The sequence below is a fragment of the Luteibacter sp. HAY1-4A genome, assembly GCF_056755355.1.
In genome coordinates, this window is sequence record NZ_JBNDHZ010000015.1 from 20936 (window position 1) to 37519 (window position 16584).

At 65.4% G+C, this 16584-nt stretch carries 14 protein-coding genes; 8 read left to right on the forward strand and 6 right to left on the reverse strand.

Features of this window, described 5'->3' with window-relative positions:
• Window positions 1-55 precede the first annotated feature (55 nt).
• Both galE and ACPYOD_RS06885 read right to left on the reverse strand, forming a co-directional pair.
• Window positions 56-1033 (reverse strand): UDP-glucose 4-epimerase GalE, encoded by a 978-nt coding sequence (gene galE / locus ACPYOD_RS06880; protein ID WP_481300992.1) that lies wholly within the window; start codon window positions 1031-1033, stop codon window positions 56-58.
• Window positions 1034-1065: 32 nt separating this feature from the next.
• Window positions 1066-2490 (reverse strand): undecaprenyl-phosphate glucose phosphotransferase, encoded by a 1425-nt coding sequence (locus tag ACPYOD_RS06885; protein WP_481300993.1) that lies wholly within the window; start codon window positions 2488-2490, stop codon window positions 1066-1068.
• 387 nt (window positions 2491-2877) lie between these two features.
• Here ACPYOD_RS06885 and ACPYOD_RS06890 point away from each other — a divergent pair, with 387 nt between their 5' ends.
• From ACPYOD_RS06890 to ACPYOD_RS06910, 5 genes are all read left to right on the forward strand, one after another.
• Entirely contained in the window at window positions 2878-3201 is a 324-nt protein-coding gene (locus ACPYOD_RS06890) for a hypothetical protein (RefSeq protein WP_481300994.1), read from the forward strand.
• A 126-nt stretch (window positions 3202-3327) separates the two neighbouring features.
• Window positions 3328-4443: a polysaccharide biosynthesis/export family protein gene (locus ACPYOD_RS06895; RefSeq protein ID WP_481300995.1), complete on the forward strand. Its 1116-nt coding sequence runs from the start codon at window positions 3328-3330 to the stop codon at window positions 4441-4443.
• Window positions 4444-4487: 44 nt separating this feature from the next.
• Window positions 4488-5825: a UDP-glucose dehydrogenase family protein gene (locus ACPYOD_RS06900; protein WP_481300996.1), complete on the forward strand. Its 1338-nt coding sequence runs from the start codon at window positions 4488-4490 to the stop codon at window positions 5823-5825.
• 35 nt (window positions 5826-5860) lie between these two features.
• Entirely contained in the window at window positions 5861-7222 is a 1362-nt protein-coding gene (locus ACPYOD_RS06905) for a YjbF family lipoprotein (protein ID WP_481300997.1), read from the forward strand.
• Window positions 7222-9363, forward strand: coding sequence for a YjbH domain-containing protein (locus ACPYOD_RS06910; protein WP_481300998.1), 2142 nt, complete (start codon window positions 7222-7224; stop codon window positions 9361-9363). Before ACPYOD_RS06905 ends, ACPYOD_RS06910 begins: the two co-directional genes overlap by 1 nt.
• A 3-nt stretch (window positions 9364-9366) precedes the next feature.
• On the opposite strand, the gene ACPYOD_RS06915 is transcribed toward ACPYOD_RS06910, so the two are convergent.
• Window positions 9367-9804, reverse strand: a complete 438-nt coding sequence (locus ACPYOD_RS06915) for a low molecular weight protein-tyrosine-phosphatase (protein ID WP_481300999.1) — start codon at window positions 9802-9804, stop codon at window positions 9367-9369.
• A gap of 38 nt (window positions 9805-9842) precedes the next feature.
• Here ACPYOD_RS06915 and ACPYOD_RS06920 point away from each other — a divergent pair, with 38 nt between their 5' ends.
• Window positions 9843-10469, forward strand: coding sequence for a phosphatase PAP2 family protein (locus ACPYOD_RS06920; protein WP_481301000.1), 627 nt, complete (start codon window positions 9843-9845; stop codon window positions 10467-10469).
• Here ACPYOD_RS06920 and ACPYOD_RS06925 read toward each other — a convergent pair.
• Window positions 10444-11079, reverse strand: coding sequence for a DsbA family oxidoreductase (locus ACPYOD_RS06925; RefSeq protein ID WP_481301001.1), 636 nt, complete (start codon window positions 11077-11079; stop codon window positions 10444-10446). The two genes, ACPYOD_RS06920 and ACPYOD_RS06925, sit on opposite strands and share 26 nt — an antisense overlap.
• Before the next feature lie 138 nt (window positions 11080-11217).
• Here ACPYOD_RS06925 and ACPYOD_RS06930 point away from each other — a divergent pair, with 138 nt between their 5' ends.
• On the forward strand, window positions 11218-12948 hold the full coding sequence (locus ACPYOD_RS06930; RefSeq protein ID WP_481301002.1) for an MOSC domain-containing protein: 1731 nt from the start codon (window positions 11218-11220) through the stop codon (window positions 12946-12948).
• Between the two features lie 95 nt (window positions 12949-13043).
• Window positions 13044-15659: a bifunctional diguanylate cyclase/phosphodiesterase gene (locus ACPYOD_RS06935; RefSeq protein WP_481301003.1), complete on the forward strand. Its 2616-nt coding sequence runs from the start codon at window positions 13044-13046 to the stop codon at window positions 15657-15659.
• A 3-nt stretch (window positions 15660-15662) separates the two neighbouring features.
• Here ACPYOD_RS06935 and ACPYOD_RS06940 read toward each other — a convergent pair whose 3' ends face one another.
• A complete protein-coding gene (locus tag ACPYOD_RS06940; RefSeq protein ID WP_481301004.1) occupies window positions 15663-16127 on the reverse strand; it encodes a cupin domain-containing protein in 465 nt (154 codons plus the stop codon).
• Between the two features lie 116 nt (window positions 16128-16243).
• Window positions 16244-16552: a DUF3247 family protein gene (locus tag ACPYOD_RS06945; RefSeq protein ID WP_481301005.1), complete on the reverse strand. Its 309-nt coding sequence runs from the start codon at window positions 16550-16552 to the stop codon at window positions 16244-16246.
• Window positions 16553-16584: the final 32 nt, after the last annotated feature.

Sequence of the window (16584 nt, forward strand, 5' to 3'; positions counted from 1 at the left end):
GCGAGCCTTACCTGCCGCTACAGCGGCTCCCGGAGGAGCCGCTTCGGCCGTGCGTTCAGTAGCGCGGTTCCAGGTGCCAGCGCCATGCGCTGTCCAGGATGTCGTCCAACATGCCGATTCGCGGCTGCCAGCCGAGCATCTGGCGCGCCTGCTGGCTCGACGCCACCAGCGTGGGCGGGTCGCCCGGACGGCGCGCGGCGATCGCGTGCGGCACGTCCCGGCCCGTGACGCGCTGGGCCGCCGCAATGACCTCACGGACGCTGAAGCCTTCGCCATTGCCGAGGTTGAATGTGAACGCGCCCTCGTTCTCCTCGATGTATTCCACGGCCAGGAGATGCGCTGCCGCGAGGTCGTTGACATGCACATAGTCGCGCACGCAGGTGCCGTCGCGGGTGTCGTAGTCGTCGCCGAATACCTTGAGCCCCGGACCATTGCCCAGCACCGCCCGCAGGAGGTTCGGGATGAGGTGGGTTTCAGGGTGGTGCGATTCGCCGATCGTGCCGGAAGGGTCCGCACCGGCGGCGTTGAAATAACGCAAGGCCACGGAACGCAGGCCATAGGCGCGATACGCGTCCGCCAGCACGCGTTCGATCATCAGCTTGCTCTGGCCGTAGGGGTTGATGGGTTCGGTCGGATGCGTTTCGTCGATGGTGTCGCTGATCGGATTGCCGAATACGGCCGCCGTGGAGGAGAAGATCAGGCGCTGGATACCCGCCTCGCGCATCGCCGACAGGAGCATCAGCGTATTGGCCACGTTGTTGCGGTAGTACTGGTAGGGATCCACGACCGACTCCCCGACCAGAGAGCGCGCGCAGAAGTGCATCACCGCGTCGAACTGGTGGGTGGCAAACAGCCGCCAGAGCGTCACCGCGTCGCCGATGTCGCCGTGAACGAAGGGCACGTCGTCGGGCACCGCCTCGCGGTGCCCTGTCGACAGGTCGTCGTAGACGACGACATCATGCTGGTTCTCGACCAGGTAACGCACCATGTGCGAGCCCACATAGCCCGCACCGCCACAGATGAGAAACTTCAATCGATACCCCGCAGTAAAGTGAACAAAGGTGCCTATCCTGCTTCCTCGACCCGCACCTCCACCCTCGGCGCAACGGCCGACGGTGCCTCGCTGTGCACGAAACCCTTGAAGATGGTGAGGAAAATGATGCGCAGGTCGAACGCCAGCGACCAGTGGTTGATGTAGTAGAGGTCGTATTCGATTCGCTTGACCAGGTCCGTATCGCCGCGCCAGCCATTGATCTGGGCCCAACCGGTGATACCGGCCTTGACCAGGTGTTTGTGCATGTAGCCGGCGATCTCGCCCTTGAACTTCTCGACGAACATCGGCCGTTCCGGCCGGGGCCCGACGATGGACATGTCGCCGCGAAGCACGTTGATGAACTGCGGCAGTTCATCGAGGCTGGTCTGCCGAATGAAGCGACCGAAGCGCGTGGTGGTCTTGGCCTGGGCGTTACCCCACTGCACCGCCTTGTTCTTCTCCATGTCCACGGGCATGGAGCGGAACTTCAGCATCTCGAACTCCTTGCCATCCAGGCCCACGCGGCGCTGCCGATAAAGCACGGGACCCGGACTCGAGAGCTTCACGCCGATCGCCAGCGCGAGCATCAGCGGACTGATCATGAGCAGGATGACGGCCGCTATCGTGCGATCCTCGATCGCCTTGAGCAGCCACGCGTGACCCAGGAGCGGGCTGTCACGCAACGTCACCATGGGCACGCCGCCACAATCCACCATGCGATGATTGATGAGCTGCCGGCCCAGCATGTCGGGCACGAACTTGACCGTGACCACGCGCTCTTCCATGCGATCCAACGCATAGCCGATCGCACGGTGGGCGCTTACGGGAAGCGCCACGAGCACTTCGTCCCACTGGCCCCGGTCGAGAATCTCGTCGATGTGCAGCAGCGAGCCCGCGCAGGGAACGGCGTCGGGAACGCCCTGATCGTAGTTCGTGGTGACGTAAGCGGTAATGGACATGCCGAGCGCGGGATTGGCCCTTGCCTGGCGAACCATGTGCAGGCCGGAGTCCGTTGCGCCGATGAGCAGGCAACGTCGCATGCCAACGCCGCGGCGGCGCAGGTACCACAGCGCGGCGACCGCCAGCTGCCGTACGGCAGCCATCAATGCAAGGCCAAGGAAGAAGGTGAGCGTCACCCAGCCACGTGAGTACAGCTCGCCCACTTTCAGCAGGTAGCCCAGCGCAAGCAGCGCCGCGAAGCCGGCCGCCCACGATGCTGCAATGCGGCAATACTGCTCGAATGAACGCTCCCCCAACGGCTGCTCGTACGCCCGGAAAAATATGGACGCCGCAAGCGTCGCCAGCATGAGGATGATCAGCGCGACGACATAGAAGCTGCTCATCCGCAACGTGTCGAAGCGGATGAAATAGGCGAGGTACGCCGCCAGGATCGCGCAGATCGGATCGCTCGCACGAATCTCGAGATCGAGTAACGCGTTGAATTTAGACAATTGCATGACAAGTACCTTCTGCCGGAGCGGGAGGCGCCGGGATGGCGGGATTCCCTAGGTACGTGTCCCCACTGTAGGCCCGGCCTTCCTGTCGATGGACAGCAGCCGGACCAACACGTTTCGGATCGCGCCTCCAGCACAGAAGGCGCGATCTCAGAAATGTCGTACTTATCCAGTCCGACGGCCCATGCTGCATCGCACGCAAAACATCGCGCAATCCAGCATCCCGAAATTTGGGAGTGGTGTCACAAAAAGAGTGGCCCGAAGCGTGCGTTCAGCTGATTGCCTTGACCAGGGAACATAGTTGGCGGTGAATGCAGTGCGCACCGCGTGTGTGAAAACGCGTTCATGAACGCGGTGCGCTTCACCCCTTCCCCCTCGGAGACAAAGCCAATGAGACGTCTATTTGTAGCGTGCATCCTGCTGGCTGTGGCAGCGCCGCTTCTCGCGCAGAGCCAGCGACCGGCGAATGCAGATAACGCGTCGCCGAACAACACGCAAAAGCCCCGTGTCGCCACGCCCAACCAGGCCAAGCAGGCCGCCCAAGGCGCCATTTCCCCCGCGCGCATGGGGCGCGGCACGGCTGCGGTGGCCGCCGCGTCGGGTGCCACGGCCAACGACGCCAACGGTACGGGTAACGACGGCACCGGTGGAACGGGTGGTACGGGCGGCACAGGTGGCACGGGAGGAACCGGCGGCACCGGTGGCACGCACTGATCGCTTGGTCAGGCGTCTGGACGTCTAGATGGCCGTTCATATTCCCGATCGGTTAATGTTGGATCGGTTTAAGTACATCGATGGCCTCCTCCAGGAAGGCGCCACGATCGAAGGACCCCGTAAACGATGAAGTTCCTGCCGACTCTCGGTCTGGCCGGGTGCTGCCTCTTGTTGCAAGCATGCATCCTCGCACCCGGCCAGCACATGAAAACCGGCGAGTTGAACGACAAGGAAAGCGCAACTGGCAGCCGCTACCAGCTTGTTCCCATCACTCCCAAGCTGATCGCCATGGATCGCGCCAGCGCGGTCGCGCCCGGCATCGACCCTGCCCTCACCGCCTACAAGCCCGACTCCTACCGGATTGGCCCCGGCGACTCCCTCTACATCACGGTGTGGGAGCATCCGGAACTCACTTCCCCCGCCGGTTCGCAGCAACAGACCGCCGCGAACGGCCGCCTCGTCCGTCCCGATGGCACCTTGTTCTATCCGTATGTCGGCCTGTTGCACGCCTCCGGCCTCACGGTGGAGGAACTGCGCACGGCCATCACCGATAAACTGACGAAGTACATCGAGAAGCCACAGGTCGACATCAGCATCGTCAACTTCGCCAGCCAGAAGGTCACGCTGTCCGGCGCGTTCGTGAAGACTGACCCGCAGGACATCACCGTGACGCCACTCACGTTGGGCCAGGCCATCGGCTCGGCCGGTGTCAACGCGCAGCTTGCCGATCTTTCGAATGTGGTCCTGCGGCGGGACAACCACGAATACCACCTCGATTTCGATGCGCTTTCGCATTCTTCCGAGGGTGGCCAGGACATCTACCTCAAGGGCGGCGACAGCATCTACCTGCCCTATAACGATCGCCACGAAGCCTACGTCATCGGCGAAGTGCTTCGGCCCCAGGCCATCGCGTTCAAGACCAGCGACCTTTCGCTCACCCAGGCACTGGGGCGTGCGGGCGGCCTCAACCAGACCAGCGCGCGCGGTAAATCCGTTTACGTGATTCGTGGGGTCGAAGACTTCGAGAAGGCACCGGCCACCATCTATCAGCTCGACGGCACTTCGCCATCCGCATTCGCGGTGGCCTCGCAGTTCGCCGTCAAGCCCGGCGACGTCGTGTTCGTCGGTCCGGCCGGCATCACCCGCTGGAACCGTTTCATCAGCCAGTTGCTGCCCTTCTCTGGATTGATCAGCAACGCGGCTACCGCGCAATACAACCTGGATCGCGACAGCCAGCTCTGAGCGCGTCCGTTCCTCCCCCTATCGAAACTGTACGGGCGACATAAATGAAGGTCACCATCTTCGGCACCGGCTACGTGGGTCTGGTCACCGGTGCCTGCCTCGCGGAAATGGGCAATCACGTAGTATGTGTGGACGTGGACGAGGCGAAGGTCGAAGGGCTGCGCCGGGGCATAGTCCCCATTTTCGAGCCGGGTCTCGAGCCCATCGTCAAGCGCAACCATGCTTCCGGGCGGCTGGATTTCACCACCGATCCCGGCCCGGCCATCGCGCATGGCGAGTTGATCTTCATCGCGGTAGGTACGCCGCCCGACGAAGACGGCAGCGCCGACATGAAGTACGTTCTCGGCGTGGCGCGTACCATCGGCGAACACCTCGATCGCTATGCCGTCATCGTGAACAAGTCCACCGTGCCGGTGGGCACGGCGGGTCGCGTGCGCCAGGCGGTAAACGACGTGTTGGTGGAGCGCGGGGCGGCGGCCGACTTCGACGTGGTATCCAACCCGGAGTTCCTGAAGGAAGGCGACGCGGTGGAAGATTGCCTGCGTCCCGACCGCATCGTGGTCGGGTCGTCGAGCGATCGCGCCATTGCACGCCTGCGCAAGCTCTACGCGCCATTCAACCGCAATCACGACCGCATGGTGGTCATGGACGAGCGTTCCGCCGAACTGACCAAGTACGCCGCCAACGCCATGCTCGCGACCAAGATCAGCTTCATGAATGAAATCGCGAACATCGCGGAGCGCGTCGGTGCGGACGTGGAACTGGTGCGCCAGGGCATCGGCGCCGATCCGCGCATCGGCTACCACTTCATTTATCCCGGCGTAGGATACGGCGGCTCGTGCTTCCCGAAGGACGTGCAGGCGCTGGAACGCATCGCCCGCGGCCACGACTACGACGCGCGGCTGCTTGCCATGGTCGAGGCCGTGAACACCGACCAGAAGACGCGCATCCATGCGCAGATCTCCGAGTATTTCGACGGCAACGTGAAGGGCAAGACGGTGGCCCTGTGGGGACTGGCATTCAAGCCGAACACCGACGACATGCGCGAGGCGCCCAGCCGGAAACTCATGGAGGCTCTCTGGGCCGCCGGGGCCCGCGTACGTGCCTACGATCCCGAAGCGCGTGCGGAAACACGCCGCATCTACGGCGAACGCGACGACCTGGTGCTTTGCGACGATCCCTACGACGCGCTTGATGGCGCCGATGTCATGGCCCTGGTCACCGAATGGAAAGCCTTCCGCAGTCCGGACTTCGCACGGATCAAGGCCGCGTTGAAAAGCCCGGCCTTGTTCGACGGTCGTAACCTCTACGATCCCAGGACCGTGGAAGACGCCGGTATTGCTTACTACGGCATTGGTCGCGGCCGTTCGTTGCGACGCTGAGAGCACAGGCGATCGTGCGCCGTCGCGGCCCTTCCATGCGTCTGTCGCGACGTGTCGCCATCGGCGTCCTGGCGCTGGTGTTGGCCGCGCTGACGGCATGTTCGTCGGTGTCGCGCGGCAGCCTCGAGTCGCTGCGGCTGGCAACGCGGCGCGAGACGGTGCACCCCACGGCCGCGTCCGTCGCGGCCACGCCGTACTTCCAGTTGCAGGCCAACGGTCCCGACGGCGAGGCCATCCTCATCCTCACCCATGTCGCCAACGGGAAACTGGGCTGGTACGGCGCGGGTCGCGATGCCTTGTTCACCCGCGATGGGCTCGTGGTCAAGACCGTCGGCCTGCCGCAGGACCTGGAAAGTACAGCCTTCCCCGGCAGCGATCCGTTCCATGACGGATTGCAGCACCTGACTGCGCCAGTCACCTATACGCGCCGTGTCGACTGGTCTCCGGGGTATCGCTACGGCATCGAGCTGCGCGCTACGCTGGAGCCGAAATCGATCGAAGACGTCGACATCCTCGGCACGGTCCACCGGCTTCGCCGGGTCGACGAGCACGTCACGGCGCCCTCGCTCGGCACCAGCATGACCAACCGGTACTGGGTCGACCCGGCCGACGGCTTCATCTGGAAGAGCCGGCAGTATGTCGCGCCCGGGCTGCCCCTCGAACTGATCCAGTTGCAGCCGTACAGGGAGTCCGCTTCCGCCACGGACAGAGGGCTGCCCGCCGCAACGGCCACCGCCGAGGGCGAACGGCTCTCCACCGCCACGGCTCGCCAGGCGCCTCCGCACGCATACACTGCCGGTGCCGCATGGCTGCAACCGGGCCAGCGGCGCGAGCAGCTTCGTCTCCGGGCCGGCCTGGTCTACGAGCTTGGCGCCATTCGCAACAAGGCGCTCGGCAACGGCAACCTGACCCTGTCCGAGGCCGGCAAGTCGTTCCAGTCCTGGCTGTCCAGCCTTCCCATTACCGGGCGGCGAACGGGTGTTTCGCTGGACCCTGCCCGCCTCGAGGCCGGGCGATCGCCAGACTGGCCCATGGCGGCCGGGGATACCCTGGTGTATCCGGATCGCCCCGCCGACGTACGCGTGGTCGGCGCCGTCGACAAGGCATGCCACGTGCCGCACGTACCCATGCAGGACGCGCGCCGCTACCTTGCCGCGTGCCCCGCGTCGGCAGCGGCCGATCCCAACGTGATCTTCGTGGTGCAACCCGACGGCGCCGTCTTCGAGCAGGGCGTCGCCCTATGGAACAGGGACCCACCGCGGCCACTCGCACCCGGGGCCTGGATCTATGTTCCGTTCGACCGGCGCAGCATCGTTGGTGCGGCGGACGACACGTTCAATCGGGACGTGGCGGACTTCCTGGCCACCCAGGTGCCGGGCGACGGCGGGGGACCCTGATGCGGCGCAGTGCATTGCATCGCTGCTGCCGCACCGCACTCGCCTTGCTCACCGGAGGGGTGTCCCTGGCGCATGCGCAAGAGACTTATACGCAGAGTGACTTCGGCGGCGTGGGACTGCTGCAGACGCCGACCGCACGCATGGCGGACGAAGGCGAGTTCAGTTTCGTGCTCAGCCGCACCACGCCGTATACGAACTACAACGTTTCCATGCAGCCGTTGCCCTGGCTGGAAGGGTCGTTCCGCTATACGAATGTGAGCAACCGTCTCTACGGTCCGCGTTCGCTCAGTGGCAGCCAGACCTATAAGGACAAGTCCATCGACGCCAAGGTGCGCCTGTGGCAGGAAAGCCGCTGGCTGCCCGCGGTGGCGGTCGGCGCACGCGACGTCGGCGGCACGGGCCTCTTTTCCAGCGAATACGTGGTGGCGAGCAAGCGTGCGGGGCCGTTCGACTTCAGCCTTGGCCTGGCCTGGGGATACATGGGCGCGCGCGGCGACATCGCCAATCCGCTCGACATCCTCAGCGACCGCTTCAGCACGCGGCCCACCGGCGGCACGGGCACGGGCAAGTTCAGCATCAACAAGTTCCTGCGCGGACGCCCCGGGTTCTTCGGCGGCGTGGAATACCGCTCGCCATGGGACTGGCTGATCCTCAAGGCCGAGCTCGACGGCAACGATTACAAGCACCAGCCCCAGAAGAACAACCAGCCGCAGCGCTGGCCGGTGAACCTCGGCGCGGTGTTCCGTCTCAATCGCAATGTCGACCTCACCGTGGGCTACGAACGCGGCAACGTGGTGACGGCGGGACTCAACCTGCACAGCAATCTTGCAACGCACGTCGACCCACCGAAGGTCTTCGATCCCAAGCCGGAGCCTATAGCCACCACGGATGCGACTCCTTCGGACGTTCCGCTTCCGCAAAGGAAGGCGCCGGCCGAGGTCGACTGGAAAGCGGTGGCCGAGAGGCTGCACGAAAACGCGGGTATCGACGTGTCGCGCATCGGCAGGCGTGGTTCCGAGCTGGTCATCCATGGCGAACAGGAACGTTTCTTCTACCCAGCCGAGGGCGTCGGTCGCGCCACTCGCATCATCGATCGTCGCGTGGACGACAGCATCGGCTGGCTGACCGTGGCCAGCGAACGCAACGGACTGCCCATGGTGGAAACCAGCGTGCACCGTCCGCGGTTCGTCGAGTTGCTGGACGATCGTCTCGCCCTGGCCGACTTCCGCCGCAGCGTGGAGCAAGACCCGGTGACCGCGCGCGACGAAGAAGTGTTGTACCGCGCGCCCCTCAAGCGTTTCACCGGCGGTGTGTCGCTCGGCTACCAACAGAACCTGGGTGGTCCGGACGCCTTCGTGCTCTACCAGGTTTACGGTGCGGCGTCGGGCACCTTCAACTTCAGCCGGAACCTGTGGCTCGATGGCGTGCTCTCCGTCAACCTCGCGAACAACTACGACAAGTTCAAGTACGACGCTCCGAGCAACCTGCCCCGCGTGCGTACCGACATGCGCCAGTACCTGACAAGTTCGGACGTCACCCTGCCGAACTTCCAGCTCACGGGTACGCGGCGCCTCGGCCAGGATCTCTATGGCCTTGCGTATGCGGGCATGCTGGAAAGCATGTATGGCGGCGTGGGCGGCGAAGTGCTCTATCGGCCGTTCGGCGAGCGCTGGGCCGTGGGCGCGGACATCAACTGGGTGAAGCAGCGAGGCTTCGAGCAGGACTTCTCGTTGCGCCGGTACCACGTCATTACCGGCCAGGCCACGGCCTATTTCGACACGGGCTTCCACGACGTGACGGTGGCTGTGAGCGTCGGCCGCTACCTTGCCGGCGACTGGGGCAGCACGGTGGACGTGTCGCGCGAGTTCGCCAACGGCGCGCGGATGGGCGCCTATGCCACGATAACGAACAAGTCCGGCAGCGCCGGATACGGCGAAGGCAGCTTCGACAAGGGCATCTACGTGTCCATTCCCTTCGACATGTTGCTGCCCCACTCCTCGCGCAGCCGCGCCACCCTGCTCTGGGAGCCGCTCATACGTGACGGCGGCGCGCGCCTCAACAAGCGCTACACCCTCTACACCCTCACCAACGACCTGGACGGCGACCTGTTCGACAAGAACCTGGAGAAGATCCGCGAGTAGAACCTACAGGTAGCGCAACCAGCTGTTCACGCCCTGCTCGATCAACGCGTACGCCTGTTCGTACGCGGGCCGGCGTTGGCGGTACGGATCCGGTATGTCACGGCTGCCAAGCCATTTGTCCACGAGGAAGACCTTGCCGCTAGCCTCGGGGGCCATCCGCCGGATGGCATCCACGTGGCTTCGTTCCATGGCGAGGATCAGGTCGGATTGCCGCAGCAATGTCGCGTCGAGCTGACGGGCGACATGTCCGTCGCCGTCCACGCCGTGCTCGCGCAACAGGTCGAGGGCGGATGGATCCATGGGATGCCCGGTCATGGCACTGAGGCCCGCGCTCGACACAATGGTGCCGTGGCCGGGACCGAGGCGATCCCGAAGCAGGTATTCCGCAGTGGGACTTCGGCAGATGTTGCCGATACAGACGATCAATATGCGTTGGAACATGGCGTGGCCATAATAGACGACCGACAGGAGAGCCGCACGTGACGATTTGGATGGCCATCACCGCCATGGGTGACAGCGCGGTGCTGCTGCCGATGATCGCCTGGATGGCAATCTGCCTATGGCTACCTCCACTTCCGCGGCGCGACGCCTGGCGTTGGTTGCTGGCCGCCATCGCATGCGGCGGCTGCGTCGCGCTTTCCAAGCTGCTGTTCATGGCATGGGGCATCCGGCCGCCGGCGCTCGACTACACGGGTTTCAGCGGCCACACGGCCCTGGCCATTCTGGTGTGGCCTTCACTGGCAGCCCTGCTTGTTCGTGGCCGGCCGCGCACCCAGCGCTGGACGGCCATTGCCTTCGGCTGCCTTGTGGGCATCGCCGTGGGACTGTCCCGACTGGCGTTGAAGTTCCACAGTCCGTCGGAAGTGTGGCTGGGCGCCATTCTCGGTGCCGCCGTGGTGGTCTGGTTCCTGCGCGGCCTGTCTCCGCAGCAGGCACTACCGGGGGATGCGACCGGCTGGCGAAGGGCCGTACTGGGCTGTGGCGCGCTGGCCATCCTGGTCCTGTGCTACGGACGGGTGTTTCCTTCCCAGCACCTGCTGCAGGACATGGCCGTGTGGCTTAGCGGCCATCCCGATGTATTCACGCGTCCCGAACGGGCGCGCTGACCGCCTGCTCCGCCAGCTGTCGGAACTCTTCCTGCGGCCGCAGGCCGGACACCAGCCGCTGCGACACCAGCCATGCGGGCGTGCCGCGAACGCCGAGGTCATGCGCCATGGTCTGCGAGCAAGCCAGCGCCTGCATCGCGCTCCCGTCCGCCCGCGCCAGGTCGAGGGCGCCGAGGTCCACGCCGTGCCGCTCCGCGTAACGGTCGACGACCGCGATATCGCCCAGGTCTTCGCCAAGTGCAAAGTGAGCCGCGAACAGATCCTTGTTGAAGTGCGCGGAAACCTCGGGACGATGCAGTCGCACCCATCCGGCGGTCGCGAGTGCCATGCGGGTGTTCGGCAGTTTTGCCGGCCACGCCAGCGGAAGACCGGCGCTCCTGGCCTCGCGTTCGAGCCTTTCGTACATCTCCCCCTCGCGAGGGCCGACGACCAGCCCTTCCGGGGGGATCTCGGGATGCACCTGGAAGGGCAATTCGACCACGTGCATGCCGTAGGCCTCGAGAACCGCGTTGCGATTCTGGCTGACGTAGCAGAACGGGCAGACGAAGTCGTACCAGTGCAGCGCCGTGTATGGGTTGCCCAGCTTCAGCGATTCTTTGAACGTGATCATTGCGGGATCATCGGTGTGGCCGCGCCCTTCCGGAAGTGAAACGATCGCAGGACGATCATGCACGGCGTTCACATTCGGCCCGGCACGCGACGGCTGCGCCGCGAGCGGCGCATACTTCCGCCGCAACGGAGAGACGACATGGCGAGCGTGCTTTCGGTCAACGTTGGACTGCCCCGGGACGTGGAGTGGGAAGGGCGCGTCGTCCGCACGGGCATCTTCAAGTATCCGGTCGAAGGCCGTGCCATGGTCCGCACGCTCAACATCGACGGCGACGGCCAGGCCGACACCGCGGGTCACGGTGGCCCCAATCGCGCCGTCATGGTCTACCAGTTGGAGTCCTATCGTTACTGGGAATCCTTCCTGGGTCGCCCACCCCTGGAATACGGCCGCTTCGGCGAGAACCTCACCATCGAAGGCTTGCCGGACAATGAGGTGCGCGTCGGCGACCGCTACCGGATCGGCGGCGCGGTCTTCGAGGTCACCCAGCCTCGGGTCACCTGCTATCGGGTGGGCATCCGGATGGAAAACCCGCAGATGGCCTCGCTGCTGGTGGCGCATCGCCGTCCCGGGTTCTACTTCAGGGTGATCGAGGAAGGCGAAATCGGCGCAGGCGACACCATCGAGCGGATCTCGCAGGGTCCGGAAGACCTCACGGTGGCCGACGTGGACGCCCTGCTTTACCTTCCCGGCCAGTCGCGCGACACACTCGAGCGGGCGCTGCGCATCCCCGCGCTGAGTCCCGGCTGGAAGCAGTCGTTCGCGAAGATGCTGGAAGACGAAGGCCGGCCACCGAACGCCGCACCTGCCCGGCCGGCCTGGAGCGGCTATCGGCCCTTCCTCGTGGAGAGCGTCCACCGCGAAAGCGATACCGTGCGGTCCTTCGTGCTCGTCGCTGCCGATGGATCGGCGTTGCCGCCGGCGCTGCCGGGACAGTTCCTCGCATTGCGCATCGACCGGGGCCCCGCCGGCTCGCCGATCCTGCGCAGCTACTCCATATCCGGCGGTGTTCCGGGCCGGAGCTACCGCATCAGCGTCAAGCGGGCGGACGGCGAAGGCAGCCGGTTCCTGCACGAGCAGGTGGATGCCGGCCGGCACGTGGAAGTCAGCGCGCCGCGCGGCGACTTCACCCTGGTGGCGGATGGCGCGCCGATCGTTCTGATCAGTGCGGGTATCGGCATCACCCCGCTACTTCCGATGCTCCAGGCACTGGCGGCGGAATCCACGGCCCGCACGGTCTGGTGGATCCACAGTGCCCGCAGCGGTGGCGAGGACGTGTTCCGGCAAGAGGCGCGCGCCGCCCTGGCCAGGCTGCCCGGCTCACGCGAAATGCTGTTCTACAGCCGACCCGGCGCTACCGACGTCGAAGGCCGCGACTACGAGGTGGGCGGCAGGATCGATGGCCCTCGCCTTGCGGCCATGCACCTTCCTCCCGATGCGCACTATTACCTTTGCGGGCCGCAGGCCTTCATGCGGCAGATGATGGCGGAACTACATGCGCTCGGCGCGGACGACGCTCATATCCACAGCGAGACCTTCGGCGTGGAAGCCTCCATCACTCCGGGCACGACAGGGCCGGGAAGCCGGGCGCCGCACCCGCCCGCGGAGGCCGGCACGGGGCCGACCGTCACGTTCAACCGCAGTGGCCTGAGCGTGGCCTGGGATTCCCGTTACGGGTCGTTGCTCGAACTCGCGGAGGCGTGCGACGTACCGGTTCGCTGGTCGTGCCGCACCGGCGTCTGCCACACATGCCGGTCCGGGCTGGTGGAAGGCTCGGTCGCCTATGCGCCCGATCCGCTCACGCCGCCGCCCGAAGGCGACGTGCTGATCTGCTGCGCGACACCACTTGGGCCGCTTTCGGTCGATCTTTGACGTCACGCCTCCGTGACGAACCGCGACTTGCCGTGGAGCAGGCAGGTTGCTAGTTTCGCCCGAGGTGAATGCCTCACCGCCGCCGGCGAGCGTCCATGCCCGAAACAGCACATTATCGTTCCGCGCGGCTGGTCCGCATGGTCGGTGGTGTGCTCGCACTGGTCCTCGGCATCGGGCTGGCTCTCGTCCTCAGGACCGACTACACGCGACGCGTCGAGACGGCGCGCGTGCAGAACCAGGCGTTTGCCGATAGCGGCCAGCGCCTGTTGAGTGCCCAGCTCCGCAACCTGCAAAGGGCGATGGAAGGCGTCGCTTTCGACAGCAGCGAGTTGCTCAAGACGGTGCCCGACCGGGCAGCATTGCTCATCTCGGAAAACATGGCGGGTGTCGCCAGGCGGCAGGGAGAGATCGCCGACCTCCTCCTCGTCGACGGAAGCGGCAAGGCCATCACCCGGGGCGACGGCGAACCCGGCTTGCCAGCCTGGGTGCACGACGCCTCCGCGAAGGGAGGCCTTCGCATGGGTCCCCTGGAGTCACGGCAGGGCGAATGGCTGCTGCCGCTTGCAGTTTCGGCCGGAGACAATCGCTGGGTGCTCGCGCGCCTCAGGCACGAACAGTTCCAGGACATCGTGGAGCACCTGCGCGCGGGTACGGGGGGCGTCGCGGCCATCACCGATCGCTACGGCAAGATCGTCGCGCGCACGGGGAATTCCCCAGGCGTCGTCGGCGACTCCGTCGAGAGACTGTTCGAGCCTTTCGATCCGGGTGACGACCGCAGGATCAGCCGCATCGACGGCGTGGACCGGCTGGTGGCCGTAAGCGGCCCCGGCGAGTTCCCCCTGTGGGTCGGTGTCGGCGTAGCCGCGCCCAGCGTGCTCGGGCCGTGGTACCGCTTCGCGTTCTTCGGCGTTTTTCTCTATCTCGCCTACTGCGTGGGATTCGTGTACCTGTATCGCCGGCTGGCGGCCGGGGAGCGCGAGCAGGTACGCGACATGAAAGAACGCATGCGGATCCAGTCGCGACTTGCCGATGCCGAGCAGCGCTTCCGGCTCGCCTTCGACAAGAACCCCTTGCCCTATTGGGTATTCGACACGAAGACCCTGGCCTTTCTCGAGGTCAACGAAGCCGCCGTGCGCAACTACGGGTACTCGCGCGACGAGTTCCTCACCATGCGCATCACCGACATCCGGTCGCTGCAGGACGCGAGAATCCTGGAGAACCTCTTTCGAACGCCAGACCGACCCGACGATGTCGAGCCGGACAAGGTCTGGGTGCACCGTCGCAAGGATGGCACGACGCTCGATGTGCGCGTCCACGCGGCGAACCTCGATTTCGCGGGACACGACGCAAGGCTCGTGTTGGCCGAGGACATTACCGAGCGGCTGCGTTCGGAGCGTGCCCTTACCTATCGCGCCACCCACGACGTCCTCACCGGCCTGCCCAACACCGAAGCCCTGGTCGAATACCTCGACCACGGGCTTGGCGAACACGCGTGGTATGAACTCATCTACATCCACCTTCGCAGCATCGATCGCGTCAGCGACACCTTCGGGCTGGAGGTCGGACGCAACGTACTGCGGCAGGTGGCGGCGAGGTTCGCCGCGATCGGCAGCGCGCACGGCATGGTCGCCCATCGCCCGGGAGAACGTTTCATGGTGGCGATCGTCGACCCGCAGCGGCGCGACGAGATCGCGGCGAAGTTGCTGGCGGCCCTGAACGAACCGGTGGCGGTCAACGACACGTTCCACACACTCGACCCGCAACTCGGCACGGCGTCGCATCCCGCGGATGGTCGCCGCGCCGGGCAGGTCATCGCCAGCGCCGCGCTGGCGGCGCACGCCCGACGGGACTCGCCGGAGCCGCTCCAGGTCTTCCAGCCCGCGATGGCCGAGCGTTCCGTGGCACGCCTCACGATGGCCTCGCGCATGCGTCAGGCTATCGATTCGGGCGAACTCGCGATGCACTTCCAGCCCATCGTGGACGCCTCGACCGGCGCGATATGCAAGCTGGAAGCGCTGGTCCGCTGGCGCCAGTCCGACGGCTCCTACGTGCCGCCCAGCGTGTTCATTCCACTTTGCGAAAAGACCGGCCTGATCGTTCCGCTCGGAAGCTGGACGCTCGACGCCGCGGCGCGGGCATGCCTCGAACTGGCGGCCGCCGGTCACGGCGACCTGCCGGTGGCCGTGAATGTATCGGCGGTGCAGTTCCAGCGCAGTGACGTGGCCAGCCAGGTGCGTGCCGTCATCGCTGCGCACCATCTGTCGCCCGATGCGTTGCAAGTGGAACTGACCGAAAGCAGCCTCATGGAACAGGAACGGGCGGTACCGTCGCTACAAGCCCTGCGCGCGCAAGGGACCCAGGTATCTCTGGACGATTTCGGAACCGGCTTCTCCAGCATGGCCTACCTCCGCGACCTGCCGATCGACTCGCTGAAGATCGACAGGTCGTTCGTGGTCGGGGTCGATACCGACGACCGTGCGGCATCGATCTGCCGCTCGATCATTGCCCTCGCGCACACCCTCGGCATGACCGTGGTGGCCGAGGGGGTGGAAAGCGCGAGTCAGTACGCCTGGCTGCGCGAGAACGGATGCGATCAGATCCAGGGTTACTACGTGGCCGAGCCGATGCCGCTGCCGGCGCTCGTTGCGTACCTCGCCACGCGGCCCGTGCCGCCGCAACCGTTGCGCGCCCACATAGCCGGTGCCGGCTGAGCGTCACATCGGCTGGTCGAGCGGCACCAGGTCGAAATGGTCCGCCTGGTACTGGAAGAGCAGGCAATCCTCACCTGCGGCGCACCCACTGAAATGCGGCAGGCGCGCCGGCAACCGGTAGAACGAGCCGGCGGGATACTCCGTACGCTTTCCGTCGATCACGGCATAGAAGGTGCCCTTCATGACGACCGTCGGAAGGGCCTGCGTGTGATGATGGAACGGGTTCGCCTTGCCGGCGGGGAAGACGACGAACGCTTCGTAAGGGTCCTTGCCGGTGAGGTCGCCACTGACGTTGGCATACTTGATGCCGCCGGTGCCGGCGATCTCCACCCACTTGAGTTCCTTAGCCGGGAACGACGACACGCTCGTGCGTGTGGCCGCATGACTATCAGCACCCGCTGTGGCATCCAGCGGGGCGAGGAAGAGGCTGGCGGCCAGCACGTAGTTCGCCAGGGAGAGAATGGTCATGGCCTTGCTCCTTGAGGTATCTGATCCTCACGGAGTGTCGGCCCGCGCCTTACATGGCGAAAGCGGCCACTGACATCCTACTGCGTAGGTGTTTTCCGATACCGCGCCGCCAGCCGCTATGCCTTGGTCGAGCCCATCGTTACCGAGTCAAGGTGTTCGACACTCACGATATCGCCCAGCCATACCAGCCCGCTCCATCCCGGCTGCTGCGGATCCTCGAGTTTCACCATGCCGTTGATGCCCTCGACGTCGTCCGCATCCTTGAATACCTGGACGGTGGGCGTGACCATTACCACGCCCTCCACGGGCGGGCCTCCCGCGACATGCACACGCACGCGCGCGTTGATCGCAAGCTCTTCCACCCAGCGCTCCATACGGGCAATGTCCTCGCGCTCGGTGAAGACCGTTCTCGCCGTACGTCCCATCGATCGGCTCCTTTCGCAATAGCAACAAAACC

What these genes read in the sequence shown, in the direction of transcription:
- ACPYOD_RS06885 (WP_481300993.1), bottom strand. Translation starts at nt 2,490, where the DNA reads ATGCAATTGTCTAAATTCAACGCGTTACTCGATCTCGAGATTCGTGCG.
- ACPYOD_RS06915 (WP_481300999.1), bottom strand. Translation starts at nt 9,804, where the DNA reads ATGTTCCAACGCATATTGATCGTCTGTATCGGCAACATCTGCCGAAGT.
- ACPYOD_RS06900 (WP_481300996.1), top strand. Translation starts at nt 4,488, where the DNA reads ATGAAGGTCACCATCTTCGGCACCGGCTACGTGGGTCTGGTCACCGGT.
- ACPYOD_RS06935 (WP_481301003.1), top strand. Translation starts at nt 13,044, where the DNA reads ATGCCCGAAACAGCACATTATCGTTCCGCGCGGCTGGTCCGCATGGTC.
- ACPYOD_RS06910 (WP_481300998.1), top strand. Translation starts at nt 7,222, where the DNA reads ATGCGGCGCAGTGCATTGCATCGCTGCTGCCGCACCGCACTCGCCTTG.
- ACPYOD_RS06895 (WP_481300995.1), top strand. Translation starts at nt 3,328, where the DNA reads ATGAAGTTCCTGCCGACTCTCGGTCTGGCCGGGTGCTGCCTCTTGTTG.
- ACPYOD_RS06890 (WP_481300994.1), top strand. Translation starts at nt 2,878, where the DNA reads ATGAGACGTCTATTTGTAGCGTGCATCCTGCTGGCTGTGGCAGCGCCG.
- ACPYOD_RS06925 (WP_481301001.1), bottom strand. Translation starts at nt 11,079, where the DNA reads ATGATCACGTTCAAAGAATCGCTGAAGCTGGGCAACCCATACACGGCG.
- ACPYOD_RS06940 (WP_481301004.1), bottom strand. Translation starts at nt 16,127, where the DNA reads ATGACCATTCTCTCCCTGGCGAACTACGTGCTGGCCGCCAGCCTCTTC.
- ACPYOD_RS06930 (WP_481301002.1), top strand. Translation starts at nt 11,218, where the DNA reads ATGGCGAGCGTGCTTTCGGTCAACGTTGGACTGCCCCGGGACGTGGAG.
- ACPYOD_RS06905 (WP_481300997.1), top strand. Translation starts at nt 5,861, where the DNA reads ATGCGTCTGTCGCGACGTGTCGCCATCGGCGTCCTGGCGCTGGTGTTG.
- ACPYOD_RS06945 (WP_481301005.1), bottom strand. Translation starts at nt 16,552, where the DNA reads ATGGGACGTACGGCGAGAACGGTCTTCACCGAGCGCGAGGACATTGCC.